Here is a 15,356-nt window from a genome sequence, read left to right on the forward strand (position 1 = left end):
CGGAATTTCGCTGCCTTTTTCTCCGCGATCTGTGGCTTGATGCGCTCAAAATCCGGGTATGTCGACCGATCAAGCCAACCCCACCCCAACTCGCAAACATCCTCTGACCCTGATCTGGCTGCGCCGTGGCGCCTGGGCGCTGGTGGGTTTGCTGTTGTTGTGGTTGCTGAGCTGGCTGGCACTGCCGCCCTTGCTCAAGTCCCAGGCACAAACCCGGCTGAGTGATTTGCTCGGGCGCCAGGTGACGGTGGGGCAGGTGGATTTCCGCCCCTGGTCGCTGGAACTCAGCGTGTCTGACCTGGTGGTGGCTGGTGTGGACGCTGCAGCCGGGCCGCAGTTGACCGTGGCACGGCTCTCTATAGATATGGAGCTGCAGTCGTTGCTGCGGCTGGCCCCGGTAGTAGATGCGTTGGTGGTGGAGGCGCCGCGTTTGAACCTGACCCACACCGGAGACGGCCACTACGATGTGGACGATGTGTTGGCCAGACTGGCCGGCCCGGACGACGCGCCAGCCCCGACACCTGCTGAGCCGCTGCGTTTTGCACTCTACAACCTGGTGTTGTCCGACGGTGCGGTGAGCTTCACCGATGCACCCAGGAACCAGGTCCACCAACTGAGCCGGTTGCAGCTCAGCGTGCCGTTCCTGAGCAACCTGGATTCCAAACGCGAGGTGCTGGTCAGTCCCAAGCTGGCGTTTGAACTCAACGGCAGCCAGTTCGACTCATCAGCCAGTGCCACGCCTTTTGCCCAGACGCGCAAGACCGATGCCCATCTGGTGGTCAAAGACCTGGACCTGGCCCCTTACCTGGTGTATTGGCCCGCCAGCCTGCCGGTGCGTCTGCGCTCGGCCGTGCTCGACGCCGACCTTCAGCTTGCCTTTGAACAAACCGATCAGACCGCCGTCAAGCTCAGCGGTCAGCTGTCAGCCCGCCAGCTGCAATTGACCTCGGCCCAAACGGGTCAAGAGCTGCTGGCCTCTGAGCGTCTGAGCATTCAACTCAAAGATGTGCAACCCTTGGCGCGCCAAGTTCAACTGGGCCGCATCGAATGGACGCAGCCGCATTTGACGCTGCGTCGCAACCGTGCAGGCGTCCTGGAGTTGCTGGCGTTGGCACCCCCCCAGTCCGTCAAGAAGGTATCAAAAAACGGAGCAATCAGCCCAGGTAATCAAAGGGCTACAGCCCAAAAATATACCAAAGCTGCGGCAGCAACGCCGGTAACCCCCTGGCGGCTCACGATGGATGAGCTTGTGTTGCAAGGCGGCAAACTCACCTGGCTGGACGCCGCATTGCCCAAGCCCATCCAACTTAGCCTGACCTCGTTGAACCTGCAGGCACGTGCCCTGGCCTGGCCGTTTACCCAGCCGCTGCCGTTTGAGGGCAGCGCCAAGCTCGCCAGTGCCAGTCTGCAGTTCAAAGGCAGTGCCACTGACCAAGCAGCCGATGTGGCTTTGCAGCTCAGTGATCTGCCGCTGGACCTGGCTGCCCCCTATGCCAGCGCGTTTCTGAATCCGAAGCTCAGTGGACTGCTGAACACCCAGCTGACGCTGAACTGGCGCGCTGCCAGCGCCACCCAGGCGACATCGACCCGCGTGCAACTGGCCAAGCTGAGCCTGGACAAACTGGCGCTGACGGGTGACAAAAAAGCCGCCTTGGCCAGCATCCAACAGTTGCAACTGGGCGACGTGCTGGTGGATACCAAGACCCGCTCGGTCAACTTTGGCCATGTCAAGATCAGCCAGCCTAGCGCGCGCTTGACGCGTGACGCAGCCGGGCGCTGGATGTATGAAGACTGGTTCAAAGTGCAGTCCCCAGCCCCCCAGTCTGTCGCTGCCGCCGCAAGTGCCAAGTCCACCAAAACCAGCAAGACCCCCAGCGCAGACAAACCCTGGCTGGTGGTTGTGGACAACCTCCAACTGGGTGAGGGCAAAGTGACCTTGCTCGACCGGGCGCCGGACAAACCGGTGCGGCTGGAGGTGAGTGCCCTGAGTTTGCAGCTGAAGAAGTTGTCTACGGCGGCCCGTGCACCGTTTGACATCAGCCTGTCAGCCCGATTGCGCCAGGGCAACACCGAGCCCGGCAAACTGACTTGGCGTGGCAGTGGTGTGGTGAGTCCGCTGGCGCTCAAGGGCGAACTGGTGGCTGAGCGTTTGCCCTTGCACGCGGTGGCGCCTTATTTTCTGGACAGTCTGAATGTGGCCCTGTTACGCGCCGACACCAGCTTCAAAGGTCGTCTTAACCTGGCCCAGCAAGCCAGCGGCCTGAACTTGCGTGTGACCGGTGACGCCCGCCTGGAAGACCTGCAGGCGCGCAGCCTGGCGCAAACCGAGCCGTTTGTTGCTGCTGAAGAACTGTTGCGCTGGAAAAGCCTGAGCCTCAGCGGTGTGGATGTGGCGCTGGCGCCCGGTACCGCCACCCGGGTCAGTGTGGCTGGCACGGTGCTCAGCGATTTTTATGCCCGGCTGATCCTTGACCAGGCCGGCCGTCTGAATCTGCAAGATTTGGCAAAAAAACCGGCGGTAGCCCATGTAGAAACTGGGCAGAATGCTTCAAAGATAGTAGCGACCAGCGTTACACCCGTGGCCTCGGCACCGTCTGTCGCCGCGTCGACGCCGGCACAGGTTAGCACGGCTTTGGCACCGGTCATCCGTTTTGGCCCGATCAGCCTGCTGGGTGGGCGCATCAACTTCACCGACCATTTCATCCAGCCCAATTACACCGCCGACCTGAGTGAACTGGTGGGCAAACTCAGTGCGTTTTCCTCGCAGACGGCAGCGGGCGAACTGCAACTGGCCGATCTGGAGCTGCGCGGCCGTGCCGAGGGCAGTGCCACGCTCGAGGTGCTGGGCAAGATCAACCCGCTGGTGCAGCCGATGGTGCTGGACATCCAGGGCAAGGTGCGCGACCTGGAGCTGGCGCCACTGTCCACCTACTCGGCGCGGTACGCGGGTTATGGCATCGAGCGCGGCAAGCTCAGTGTCGATGTGGCCTACAAGGTGCAACCCGACGGCCAGCTCACCGCCAGCAACAAGCTGGTGCTCAATCAGCTACGTTTTGGCGACGCGGTGCCTGGCGCCGCCAATAGCTTGCCGGTCAAGCTGGCGGTGGCCCTGCTGGCCGACCGCAACGGGGTGATTGACCTCAATGTGCCGATCAGTGGCTCACTCAACGACCCGCAGTTTCGCCTGATGCCGATTGTGTTCAAGGTCATTGGCAACCTGATTCTGCGGGCCGTTACCGCACCATTCAGCCTGATCGCCAACCTGTTTGGTGGCAGCGGTGGTGAAGAGCTCAGCACCGTCAGTTTCGAGCCCGGTTCGGCGCTGCTCAATGACGCTGCCAAGGCCAGCCTGGACAAGGTGGCCAAGGTCTTGCAGGAGCGACCAGCGCTGAAGATGACCGTGGTCGGCACCGCCAGCCTGGAGGCCGAGCGTGAGGCCTACAAACGCCAGCAGCTGCAGGCCCTGGTGCTCGGTGAAAAACGCCGCGCCTTGCCTGCCGCCGAGAGTCAGGCGCCGATCACCGTCGCGGCCGAGGAATACCCGCAACTGCTCAAGCGGGTCTACCGGCGCGGTGACTTTCCCAAACCGCGCAACCTCGTTGGCTTGACCAAGGATCTGCCGGTGGCCGAGATGGAGGCCTTGTTGCTGACCCATCTGGACGCCTCCGAGTCGGCCATGCAGGCGCTGGCGCTCAAACGTGGCGTGGTGGTGCGCGACTACCTGGCAAGCCAGAAACTGCCGCCGGAACGGCTGTTTCTGGGGGCCGCCAAGGCGGTGCTACCCGATGCCAAATGGCAGCCGAGTGCTGAGCTGAACCTGGCCGCCGACTAGCGCTGTAGGTGATCTGAACAAATGTTTTCGAAGCTGCACCAAAACGCGGCGAAAATAAGGGTTTGCTCCTGCCGCTCAGCTGCAGGCACTTTCCATTTTTGTGCGTGCGATGTCGATGTTTCCCTTCTCCAAAAACAACCCTGCAGAACCCACCGCTGACGCTGCTGCCGCGCCAGCCAAAACCCATGAGGCCCACCCACTGGACAAGTTGACGCACGGTGCGTTTTCTGCCCAGACCTCGGGTGAACGCATGGCCTGCATCCGCGACTGGTTGGCCAGTGGCCCCGCGCCTGAGCAGCTGCAGCAGGTGTTCAAGGAACTCAGCGGCAAGGACAAGGGTGCCGCCAAATTGCTCCGTGAAAAACTCGATGAGATCAAACGCAGCAAAACCCAAGCCACTATTGCGCTCGAATGGGCCGACAAGGCTCAGGCGCTGCTGGCCGCTCCCAAACTGAACCTGGCCGATGCCCTGGCCTGGCAGCGCGACGCCGCCAAAGCCGGTGCGCCGCTGAGCAAGGAGCCGCTGGCTGGTCTAAAGGCACAACTGGTGGAGCGGGTACGTGCCATCGAAGACCTGCAGCACCGGGTGCAGGTGCAGCGTGAGGCTGCGGTACTGGTGGCCCAGCGCATCGAGGTGTTGTCGACCAAACCTTGGTTAGATGCTCAGGCCGCGCAGGTTGGGCTCAGTGCCGACGTGAGCAACTGGCAGGCCGAGGCCACCGCCCTGGCCAACGATGCCAATTGGCCCAGTGTGGATGCCAAATTTGTGCCGCAGCTGCAGGCCTCACAGGCCCAGTTGGGCCTGGTCTGGGAAGCGTTCCAGGCAGCATTGACCTCCACCGTGCTGGCCGCCGAAGATGCCAGCGCGCCGCTGCCCAATGTGCCGGTCTGGGCAGACGAATTGCGTGTTTTGCGTGGTATTCCGCTGGAACCTGTGGTCAAGGCACCGAAAGCCCAGGTTGACCCTGAAATCAAGGCCAAGGCCACGTCTGCCGTGGCGGATGCGCTCTCTAAATTAGAGCAAGAAGTGGCCGAAGGCCATGGCAAAGCCAGCGCCGGTGCCGCCAACGCACTGCGCAACGCACTCAAAGAATTTGGCCGCCTGATCGACGACAAGCTCGAAAACCAGGCCCGCAGTGCGCTGGCGGCCGCCGGTGAGTTGGAAGGCTGGCAACGCTGGCGCGCCGACCAGTTGCGCGAAGAGTTGGTGAGCAAGGCCGAGGGCCTGCTCAAACGCCCCGAAGGCCAGGCCATTGGTGGGCGAAAGATGCAGGAAACCCTGCGTGCCCTGCGTGAGCAATGGAAACTGACCGACCAGGGTGGTGTGCCCAACCACGGCCTGTGGAAGCGTTTTGATGACGCCTGCAACGAAGCCCACAAGGTGGTCGAAGTCTGGCTCGAAAAACTCAAGTCAGAAACTGCCGAACACCGCGCCCAGCGCCTGGCCTTGATTGCCGAGGTCAAAGCCTGGGCCGAGGCCAACCGCACCGCGCTGGACGACGACTGGAAGGGTTTCAACCGGGTGTTGCACCAGTTTGGCGACCGCTGGCGCGAGTCCGGCCACGTCGGCGAGAAGATGTATGCCGAGTTGAATACGCTCTGGAAAGCCGCCATCGACGAGGCCGCGGCCCCGCTGGAAGCCTTGCAAAAAGTCAGCCTGGCAGCGCGCCACGCGATGATCGACGAGGCCAAGTTGTTGGGTGCCCAGGACATGCTGCGCATCGACGCCGTCAAGGCGCTACAACAGCGCTGGCAGGCCGAGGCACACCGCGTGCCGATGGACCGCCGCCACGAGCAAAAACTGTGGGATGCCTTCCGCAAACCCATTGACGAGGCCTTCAATCGCAAAACCGTTGAGCGCGAAAAGGCGCAAAGCGCCCTGAGTGAACGCGATCGCATTGTCTTGGACGCCTCCAAGGCGCTCCAAGCTGCCAATGCATCAGGTGATGCACAAGCAATCAAAACCGCCATGGCCGCGCTGGACGCTGCCTTGCGTGGTCAGGCCCAAGCTCAGGCTGCGGTGGCCGCTGCTGCTGAAACATCTGAAGAAAAAGCGACTCAAGCCCACGTAGAACAAGGGCAGGTAGCTCCTGAAACTGAAGCAGACAGCGCTGCTACGAGCGACGACACCCCGGCTGAGCCCACTGCCGAGACTGCACCCGAGGTGGCCAAACCGGTGGCCCGTAAACCGGTGGTGGCCATGCGGGGTGATGACCGCCCCGGCATGAAAAAAGACGCACCCGCGCTGCCGACACGCGGCGGCAAGTTTGGTGATCGCAAGGACAGCGGCCGCCCAGGTGGCCGTGACGGTGGGCGTGATGCCCGCCCTGGCGCGCGTTCTGACGACCGGGGTGGTTTCCGTGATGCGCGTTCCGACCGCGCCCCGGCAGGGGACCGTTTTGACGCACCCCGCCTGGGTGACGCGGCCTTCCGCGCCCAGCGTGACGCGTTTGAACAGGCTCAGTTGGCACTGCGCAAGCTGGCTGCCCAAGCCCATGGCGAGGCGTTGACCAATTTGTTGACCGCCTGGGAAAAACGTGACGCCGAGTTGGTGCCCGGTGTACAAGAGTTGGGCAGCCGCGTGGCCCCGGCAGTGCGGGCCGCTTGGTCCAAAGCCGTGACCCAAGCGCCAGCAGGTGATGCCAGCACCGCACTGCTGCGCCTGGAGATGGCCGCTGAGGTGCCAACACCGGCCGAACACATCAGTGACCGGCGTTTGTTGCAGCTGCAATTGCTCACAAAACGCAACGACCCGGCACCGGTGCAGACCTGGGGCCAAGACGCCGCCGTGGTGCTGGGTGGGGCGTTTGATGCCGCCGCCGCACGACGCCTGCAAAATGTGCTGAAGGTGTTGTTGAAGCCTTGAGTCCAAGGCGGTGCCGTGCCGCGTGACAGCAGGGCGCGGCACAGGTTTGAGGTGAGGCCCAAGGCCTTGTCTTGCAACGCTTGTTGATAATGACTCGCCCGCCGTCCCCCACCTTGCTTGATGAAGCGGGGTGGGGCGCTTGCACTGCTGAACGTTGCGGCAAACACCTGTGTGTTTTTCTGACTTGGCTTTGCCCGTCATCGGCCTGCGGTCATCTGTCCTGGCTGCCAAATGTCGACCAATAGCGGTAGTTTTTGGCAGCTGGCCGTTCGCGTCTGAAACTGGCCTGCGCTCTTGCTTTGACAATGGCGCAAACCCTGTAAAAATCCCACTAACAACAGGGTTTTAGTTTCTCGATAAGAGGCAACCAGGTCAAAAAATGAAGCACTTAAAAATCTCCACCCGACTCACCCTTGGTTTTGCGGCCATCACCATCGCTTTTTTGGTGCTGTCGGGCTTTGCCGCGTGGCGCATGCAGCAGGTGTTGCAGGCCACTGATTTGATGGAAACCGAAACCGAGCTGCTGGACTTGGCTGAGAAGTGGCAAGGTGATGTTCGCCAGAACTCGGCACGCTCCTTGGCTGCGGCCTATTCCCCCGGCACAGCGATGTTTGATTTTTTCAAGAATGACATGACCGCCACCAGCGCCGAGACCACAGCGACGCAAAAAAAATTCCTGGAACTGTCCAAGAATGACGCATCCCTCAAGCGTGCCGACGCCGTCGGTGAGGTACGCAAGGCCTGGCTGGCGGTGCGTGAACAGGTCAATGCGCTGAAAATCGGGGGTGATGATGCAGGTGCCCAGGCGCTGGTGCACGACAAGCTGGTGCCCGCCACGGCAGACTACATCCGCGTGACCCAAGCTTTGGTAGATGGGCAGATTACCCACGTCCGAGAGATCAACCAAGACATCGAAGCCATCTTCAGCCAACTCTATCTGGTGGGTGGTGCGCTGCTGGCCCTGTGTATCGGCATCGCGGTCTTTGCCAGCTGGAGCATTTCGCGCGGTATTGCCCAAGGTATTGCTCTCGCCAGCAGCGCTGCTGAGCGTTTTGGTGAAGGAGATTTGAGCCAGACCTTGCCGCAAGGCGGCAAAGACGAAATCGCCCTGCTGTTGCAAGCCCTCTCCAAAATGCAGACCAGCCTGATTGGAGTGGTCCAGCGCGTGCGCCAAGGCTCCGAGTCGGTGGCCACCGCCAGCTCTGAGATCGCCCAGGGCAACCACGACCTCTCCAGCCGAACCGAGTCCCAAGCCAGTGCTTTGGAGGAAACCGCCGCTTCCATGGAAGAACTGTCCTCCACCGTCAAACAAAACGCAGACAACGCGCGCCAGGCGAACCAACTGGCCATGAGTGCCAGCAGCGTGGCGGTGCAAGGCGGTGAGGTGGTCGCCCAGGTGGTCGACACCATGAAAGGCATCAACGAAGCCTCAAGAAAGATCAGCGACATCATCTCGGTGATTGACGGTATTGCCTTCCAGACCAACATCCTGGCCCTGAATGCGGCGGTGGAAGCTGCCCGCGCTGGTGAACAAGGCCGGGGTTTTGCCGTCGTCGCCAGTGAAGTTCGCTCGTTGGCCGGTCGCAGTGCCGAAGCCGCCAAAGAAATTAAGACCTTGATCAACAACAGTGTGGAACGGGTCGAACAAGGTACAGCCCTGGTGGATCAAGCCGGTTCCACCATGACCGAGGTGGTCAACTCGATCAAACGCGTGACTGACATCATGGGCGAGATCAGCGCCGCCAGCACCGAACAAAGCCAGGGGGTGAGCCAGGTGGGTGAGGCCGTCACACAAATGGACCACGCCACCCAGCAAAACGCGGCCCTGGTGGAAGAAATGGCGGCAGCTGCCAGTAGCCTCAAGTCACAAGCCCAGGACCTGGTGCAGACGGTGGCGGTGTTCAAACTGGGGGCGGGGGATGGCGGCAGCATGGGTGGCGTTCAGATGGCGGCACCGGTTCGGGCGCCACTTGGCCAGGCCGCAAGCTCGGCCAGCGCGCGCAAATTTGTCAGCAGCCAGGTGGTCGCGCCACCCGCCCGGGAGGGTGCGACCGGCATTGATCTGGACAACGCCATTGCAGCCCATACCGACTGGCGCAGCAAACTGCGCACAGCGGCCAACAAACGCGAGCAACTGGAGGTGGGCACCATCGGCCGCGACGACTGTTGTGAACTTGGAAAATGGTTGCACGGCCCGGGAGGTGCCCAATTTGGCAGCCGTCCGAGTTTTGTCAAACTGATTGCCGAGCACAAGGTATTCCACCAAGAGGCCGCCAAAGTGGCCAAAGTGACCAACAGTGGCGACACCACTCAGGTGGAAAAAATGATGGACAGTGGCAGTGCGTTCTCACAGGCCACCAATGAGGTGAGCCGTTTGATTGTGCAGCTCAAAAGTGAGCTCAAAACCCCCGCCAAAGCCGCGCCCAAGCTGGTCGCACCCAGACCCGTCGCCAAGGCAACAGCCAGCGAAGAGGGTGAGTGGGAAACGTTTTGACCGCTCTGCAGCTCAACCTGCCGCTGCAAGTACCGCAGGCGGGCGATGATCTGTGCTGGGTCAGGGCTCTGACAGCACCTGGCGCTTGAGCACCTGCGATGTGCTTGTCAGGGCGCCACGCGTATCGGCGCCGCGCCACGGCTCAGCCGCAGAACCTCCAGTCTGGGGGGGCTCGCGTTGGCATCCCAGTCGCTTAACACCAAGCGTTGTTTCGGTGGTTCTGTCGCCGGGTTCAGGCGATGATGGGCTGGTTTGTGGGTGTGGCCGTGGATGAGGGTGCTGGCTTGCGCGGTCTGTAACCATTGCAAGGCAGCTGCTGTATCCACATCGGCATAACTCGCGCCGCTGTATTTGCGGGCTTCACTTTGCTCGCGCAGGCTGCGTGCAATCGCCAGACGCTCGGCCAACGGTTTGGCCAGAAAATGGGTCCGCCAGGCCGCTGTGCGCACGCTGCTCCGAAATTGCTGGTAGTCGGTGTCGTCCAGACACAGGGCGTCGCCGTGGGACAACAGCCAGCGTTGCTCGTCAAACACCAACACGGTCGGGTCTGACAGCAAGGCCATGCCGCAGGCCGCCGCAAAACTTTCACCCAGCAAGAAATCCCGGTTGCCGTGCATGAAAAACAGGGCCATGTGCTGGGACGCCTCTGCCAGCCGCTGTTGGCATTCGGCCTCGAAGCCTGGTGGCTGACCGGGTGGCGGCTTGGCCACATCGTCACCCACCCAGACCTCAAACAAATCGCCCAGAATCAAGAGCGCATCGGCGCTGCTGCTGCGCAGGTACTGCTGCCAGACTTCGAAGGTGGCCGCTTCACTGGCTTGTAAATGCAGGTCAGAGATGAGGTCGATACAGCGCCAGTGGGCTGGGGCGATGAGTTCCGGCCAGCTTGCACTGCTTAAGCTGGCCGAGATGGGGCTCGGCATGTTGGCCTTGGGCGACACAGCGAGCCGATTATCGCAGCGTGGGTTTACAGCGCGACAGCCTTTTCGATCACCACGTCTTCCACTGGCACGTCGTCGTGGTAACCGCGGCGGGCGGTCTTGACGGCCTTGATGGCGTCAACCACTTCTTTGCCCGCCACCACTTTGCCAAACACCGCGTAGCCCCAACCTTGTTGGCTGGGTGCCGTGTGGTTCAAAAAGCCGTTGTCAGCCACGTTGATGAAAAACTGGGCGGTGGCCGAGTGCGGGTCCCCGGTGCGGGCCATGGCCACGCTGTAGTTGACGTTTTTCAGGCCGTTGTTGGCTTCGTTGGTGATTGGTGCGTCGCAGTCTTTTTGCGCCATGCCGGGTTCCATGCCACCGCCCTGGACCATGAAGCCGGGGATGATGCGGTGAAAAATGGTGTTGTTGTAGTGGCCTTTGGCCACGTAGCTCAAAAAGTTGGCCACCGTTTTTGGCGCATTGTCCTGGTCGAGTTCAAGGGTGATGACGCCGTGTTTGGCAATGTGGAGTTCGACTTGGGGGTTGCTCATGATTTATTTCACCAGGGTTGCAGAGTTGATAAGAATGGGCGTTTTGGGAACGTCCGTGGGGAAAGGACCACCCGAGCCGGTCGGTGTTGACTTGATTTTCTCAACCACCGCCATGCCCGAGATCACCCGGCCAAACACCGTGTAGCCATACAGCTGGCTGGCCCCCAGCAAGCTGGCCCGGGGTGTATTTTCATAGACACGGCCCTGGTACTCAAACTTGGGCACCGGATCACCCGGCGGAATCAACACCGGGTCCAGAAAAGCGTTGTCTTTGACGTTGATGAAAAACTGCGCGGTGGCCGACTGCGGGTCATTGGTGCGGGCCATGGCCAGTGTGCCGGTCACATTGCGAGGGCCACCTTTTTCAAGCGCCTGGCGCCCTTCGTGCACCACGGGTGCTCGGGTGGGTTTTTCAGCGTACTTGGCGTCATAACCACCACCTTGCACCATGAAGCTGGGGATGACGCGGTGAAAAATGGTGCCGTCGTAGTGTTTGTCACGCACGTACTGCAGAAAGTTGTCAACCGTCTTGGGGGCCTTGTCGGGGTAGAGTTCGACCACAAAATCCCCCGCCGAAGTGGCGAATTTGACCTGGGGCAGCGTCTGTGCTGTCGCCTGGCATGCTACAAAAAATAGAGCTGTATAGGCAATATATACAAGGGCTAGGGCGCTTTTTCTCTTGAAGTTCATAACCGGGTCCCTTCGTAAATGATGGTCCACTGACCGGCACGGCGCGACCAGTATTGGCGTTTGCTGGTGCCGGTGCGCTGGCCAGCGGCCACTTCACCAAAGGTCACCACCATGGTGTCTTCCTTGTCTTGCCAGCGCAACATCGACAAGTCCTTGAGCTGCAGCTCGCGGCCCCGTGTTTGTGCCACCTCACGTGCCAGCACCGCCTGCCAGTCACCACGGGTTTTGCTGCCGTTGCTGAAGTCATTGGCGTAAAAGCTGGTGAGTTCTGCCAGATTGCCGCTGGATTTGGCCTTGCGCCAGGCGTTCAGGCGCGCCTCAAAAGGACCCGATTGGGTACTGGCGTGGTCTTGCGACACCCAGCTGAGCTGGTTGGCAATCACCACCGGGGTGCTGCGGATGGCCACCGTCTGGATGATGTATTGCAGGTCGGGGTTGGCCAGCACCACACAGCCATCACTGGCCAGTGGCGGCCGCGAAAACTGGTCGGGTGGTGTGCCGTGTAACCAGATGCCGCCCCCGGTTTTGCCACGTCGGACATCGAGCACGTTGGGGTAGTTGATGGGCAGGGCGCCGATGCCGTAAAAATCCGTGAGTGTTTTGGGATCGAGCTGGCTGGTGATGAAGTACACCCCCAAAGGGGTGCGTTGGTCACCTTCGCTGTTTTTTTCAACGCCCAGCTTGCCCACCGAGATGTAGTAGTCAGCGATCAGGGTCAGGCCGCTGGCCCGGTTCTCGAACAGGTACAGGCGCGAGCGCGCCGCATCCACCGCAATGGCGTGTTTGACGGCGCGCGACAGTCGCACAAATTCAGCCGGAATATGTCCTTCGGGTGGGCGCTCTTTCAAGGCCTTGAGGCGGGCTGCCGACTCGGCACGCAAGGAGGCCAGCGCCGCCGCATGGGCTTTGAGCTGGTTGGCTGGCACGTCACCAAAGCTGGTGACAGGTCGGGTGCGCGAGGACAACAAGTCGCCATACACCAGCTGGGCCAGCGCGAAGTTGGGATAGTCCTTGACCAGCCGCTGCGCCTCGTCGAGGGCGCTGCGGGTGTCAGAGCGGCCGATCAAGCGGTAAATCTGGATCAGCCGCGCCTCGGCCAGGCCTTCCTTGTCAGCGGGGAGGGCTGCGCGGACCACCGTGGGCTTGGCTTTGGCTGGTGTGCTGGCGTGGCTGGAGGGCAGGCCCCAACCCGCTAAGCAAACACAGCAAATGGCATGGATAACTTTCAAGGACATGCGATGGACAGGCGCAGCAGGTGCCCCGTGACGGAAATGCCCGCAGGCAGGGTTGCAGATGGTTTCAACGGCCCGTTGATTCCCGTGTGATCAGCCAAGCAGAGCCCACCTTTTTGAGGTTCAGGGCCTTCTGGCTCGCGATGGAGAGACTGTCAGCCTTGTAGGCTTGACGGAAATTGGCCACGGCCTGCTCACCATTGACCCGGATGTTCAGGTCGCTGAGTGTGACGCTGATGCTTTTTTTCCCGACGATGCGGTCACGGCGTTCTTTTTGCCAGCTGGCACGTGATTGTTGGCCCGGCGGGGCAAAGTCCGGGCTGTAGGCCTTGAGGTAGCCATCCATGTTTTTGTTGGACCAGGCTTTGGCCCAGGCCAGCACAGCTGCCTCGACCGCTTTGTGGGAATCGGCGTTGACAGCCACCGTTGTTGTGGCTGCGTTGTTGGTGGCAGGAGCACTGGCCGCAGCTGTCGTGGCCGGGCTGGCAGGTGTTGCCACCGCTGGTGCAGCAGGTGTTACAGCGGGTGTAGCCGGGGCCACAGGCTTGTTGGCCACCGGTGCAGCGACGGGTTCCGGTGCGGGTTTGGCTGCTGTTGACGCAGCAGCGGCCACCACCACCGGGTTGCGGCTGTTGTTCAGGTTGGGTTTAAAAACATCGCCAATCAAGGCCAGCTTGGGCGGTACAGCGGCGGCGTTGCCGTCGAGTTGCAAGGCCTTGTTGTAGGCCTGGCTGGCCAGGCGGGCGTACACATCACCGAGGTTTTCATGGGCGGTGGCGTAACTCGGGTTAGTGCGAATCGCCATCTCGAGTGCCTGGCGCGCCTTGTCGTACTGGCCTTGCCCGGCGTACAACACGGCCAGGTTGTTGTAGGGTTCGGGCAGCTCCGGGTAGTCCTGCGTCAACTGGGTGAAGGTGGTGACCGCCTCCGCTGTTTTACCCAGGTTGCGCTGGATCACACCTTTGAAAAAGCGCATTTGCGGGTCGCCCGGTTTGCTGGCCAGGTAGTTGTCGACCCGGGTCAGGGCCTCGTTGAACTTGTTGGTGCGCACCAGCTGGCTGACATCGGCGTAGTCGTCCGCATAGGCGTTGGCAGCCACACAGGCGCCAGCCAGAACCAGCAAACGAAGCGATTTGTAAAGGGCGTTGGGAGCCTGTTTCATGGACACTGTGGTTTGAAGAAGTGAGATGGAGGCCGCGAAACCGGCGGGAGCTGACAGGGCTTTATACTGCTTTCCATTGTAGCGGAGGGTCTGCTTTTAAAGCGTTTGACGGATCAGCCTGATCTGGACGAGCTACCTCTGGCGCAAGCCACCGCCCCAACAACATCGGCTTTGACCGCAGCCACCTGACCTGAATCTTTGACATCCATGAGTTTGCGCATTTTCAACACGCTCTCGCGAGAGCTGGAACCCTTTTCCCCGATTGAGCCCGGTCATGTGCGCATGTATGTGTGCGGCATGACGATTTATGACCTGTGCCACATTGGGCACGCGCGCATGATGATGGCTTTTGATGTGGTGCAGCGCTGGCTCAAGGCCAGCGGTTACCGCGTGACCTATGTGCGCAACATCACCGACATCGACGACAAGATCATCAAACGTGCGCTTGAGCGTGGTATCCCGATCCGCGCGCTGACCGACGAGATGGTGGCCGCCATGCACCACGACATCGCGCTGCTGGGCATTGAGCCCCCCACGCTGGAGCCACGCGCCACTGAACATGTGCCGCAGATGCTGAGTCTGATCCAGCGGCTGGAGGCCAAGGGCTTGGCCTACCAGGCCAGCAGCGGTGATGTGAACTTTGCGGTGCGCAAGTTCCCCGGTTACGGCAAGCTGTCGGGCAAATCGCTCGACGAATTGCGAGCGGGTGAACGTGTGGCGGTGCAGGACGGCAAGGAAGACCCGTTGGACTTTGTGCTGTGGAAAGCCGCCAAGGCCTCCGAGCCCGAGGACGCCAAATGGGATGCCGCCGCTCTGGGCTACGCCTATGGCACGGGTCGTCCCGGCTGGCATATTGAATGCTCGGCCATGAGTTGCCAGGCGCTGGGTGAAACCTTTGACATCCACGGCGGCGGTGCGGACCTGCAGTTTCCACACCACGAGAACGAAATTGCCCAGAGTGAAGGCGCCAGTGGCCAGCCGTTGGCCAAGTTCTGGGTGCACAACGGGTTTGTCCGGGTCGACAACGAGAAGATGTCCAAAAGCCTGGGCAACTTCTTCACCATTCGCGATGTCTTGGCCAAGTTTGACCCCGAAACCGTGCGCTTTTTCCTGTTGCGCACGCATTACCGCACCGCGCTCAATTACAGCGATGTGCACCTGGACGACGCCCGCAGTGGCTTGAAGCGCCTGTACACCGCACTCGACCTGGCCACGCCTGACGTGGTCAACATCGACTGGGCCGAGCCTTTTGCCGCGCGTTTCAAGGCAGCCATGGACGACGACTTTGGCACACCCGAGGCGGTGGCGGTGTTGTTCGAGCTGGCCACCGAGGTCAACCGCAGCCGTTCGCCCGTTTTGGCGGGTTTACTCAAGGCCCTGGGCGCGTGCCTGGGCTTGTTGCAAGGCGACCCCAAAGCCTTTTTGCAGGCCGGAGCCGGCCTTGATGAGACCGCGATCGCTGCGCTGATCAGCCAGCGCGCCGCCGCAAAAGCGGCCAAGAATTTCGCCGAGGCTGACCAGATCCGCCAACAACTGCTGGCCCAAGGCATTGTGCTCAAAGACTCGGCAGCCGGGACGACCTGGGAAGTGGCCAAGTGATGGTTTG

9 protein-coding genes are annotated in these 15,356 nt (G+C 61.3%); 4 read left to right on the forward strand and 5 right to left on the reverse strand.

The window, feature by feature from the left end:
• Positions 1 to 58 precede the first annotated feature (58 nt).
• From FDG13_RS11785 to FDG13_RS11795, 3 genes are all read left to right on the forward strand, one after another.
• Positions 59 to 3,832: a DUF748 domain-containing protein gene (locus FDG13_RS11785; protein ID WP_180127864.1), complete on the forward strand. Its 3,774-nt coding sequence runs from the start codon at positions 59 to 61 to the stop codon at positions 3,830 to 3,832.
• Positions 3,833 to 3,947: 115 nt separating this feature from the next.
• Positions 3,948 to 6,698, forward strand: a complete 2,751-nt coding sequence (locus tag FDG13_RS11790; RefSeq protein WP_370528221.1) for a DUF349 domain-containing protein — start codon at positions 3,948 to 3,950, stop codon at positions 6,696 to 6,698.
• Between the two features lie 379 nt (positions 6,699 to 7,077).
• A complete protein-coding gene (locus tag FDG13_RS11795) occupies positions 7,078 to 9,192 on the forward strand; it encodes a methyl-accepting chemotaxis protein (RefSeq protein ID WP_180127867.1) in 2,115 nt (704 codons plus the stop codon).
• A 107-nt stretch (positions 9,193 to 9,299) separates the two neighbouring features.
• Here FDG13_RS11795 and FDG13_RS11800 read toward each other — a convergent pair whose 3' ends face one another.
• From FDG13_RS11800 to FDG13_RS11820, 5 genes are all read right to left on the reverse strand, one after another.
• Entirely contained in the window at positions 9,300 to 10,115 is an 816-nt protein-coding gene (locus FDG13_RS11800) for a UDP-2,3-diacylglucosamine diphosphatase (protein ID WP_180127869.1), read from the reverse strand.
• Between the two features lie 44 nt (positions 10,116 to 10,159).
• The gene (locus tag FDG13_RS11805; RefSeq protein WP_180127871.1) at positions 10,160 to 10,666 is read right to left on the reverse strand and encodes a peptidylprolyl isomerase; all 507 of its coding nucleotides are present in this window, start codon (positions 10,664 to 10,666) and stop codon (positions 10,160 to 10,162) included.
• 3 nt (positions 10,667 to 10,669) lie between these two features.
• Positions 10,670 to 11,356: a peptidylprolyl isomerase gene (locus tag FDG13_RS11810; RefSeq protein WP_180127873.1), complete on the reverse strand. Its 687-nt coding sequence runs from the start codon at positions 11,354 to 11,356 to the stop codon at positions 10,670 to 10,672.
• Positions 11,353 to 12,591 carry a murein L,D-transpeptidase family protein gene (locus tag FDG13_RS11815; protein WP_180127875.1) on the reverse strand — a complete coding sequence of 413 codons (1,239 nt, stop codon included), beginning with the start codon at positions 12,589 to 12,591 and terminating at the stop codon, positions 11,353 to 11,355. Before FDG13_RS11815 ends, FDG13_RS11810 begins: the two co-directional genes overlap by 4 nt.
• Positions 12,592 to 12,655: 64 nt before the next feature.
• Positions 12,656 to 13,750, reverse strand: a complete 1,095-nt coding sequence (locus tag FDG13_RS11820; RefSeq protein ID WP_370528215.1) for a tetratricopeptide repeat protein — start codon at positions 13,748 to 13,750, stop codon at positions 12,656 to 12,658.
• A gap of 207 nt (positions 13,751 to 13,957) precedes the next feature.
• Between FDG13_RS11820 and cysS the strand changes: the two genes are divergently transcribed.
• Positions 13,958 to 15,349 (forward strand): cysteine--tRNA ligase, encoded by a 1,392-nt coding sequence (gene cysS / locus FDG13_RS11825; protein ID WP_180127877.1) that lies wholly within the window; start codon positions 13,958 to 13,960, stop codon positions 15,347 to 15,349.
• The last annotated feature ends 7 nt before the right edge of the window (positions 15,350 to 15,356 follow it).

Source organism: Rhodoferax sp. BLA1 (genome assembly GCF_013416775.1).
GTDB lineage: Bacteria > Pseudomonadota > Gammaproteobacteria > Burkholderiales > Burkholderiaceae_C > Rhodoferax.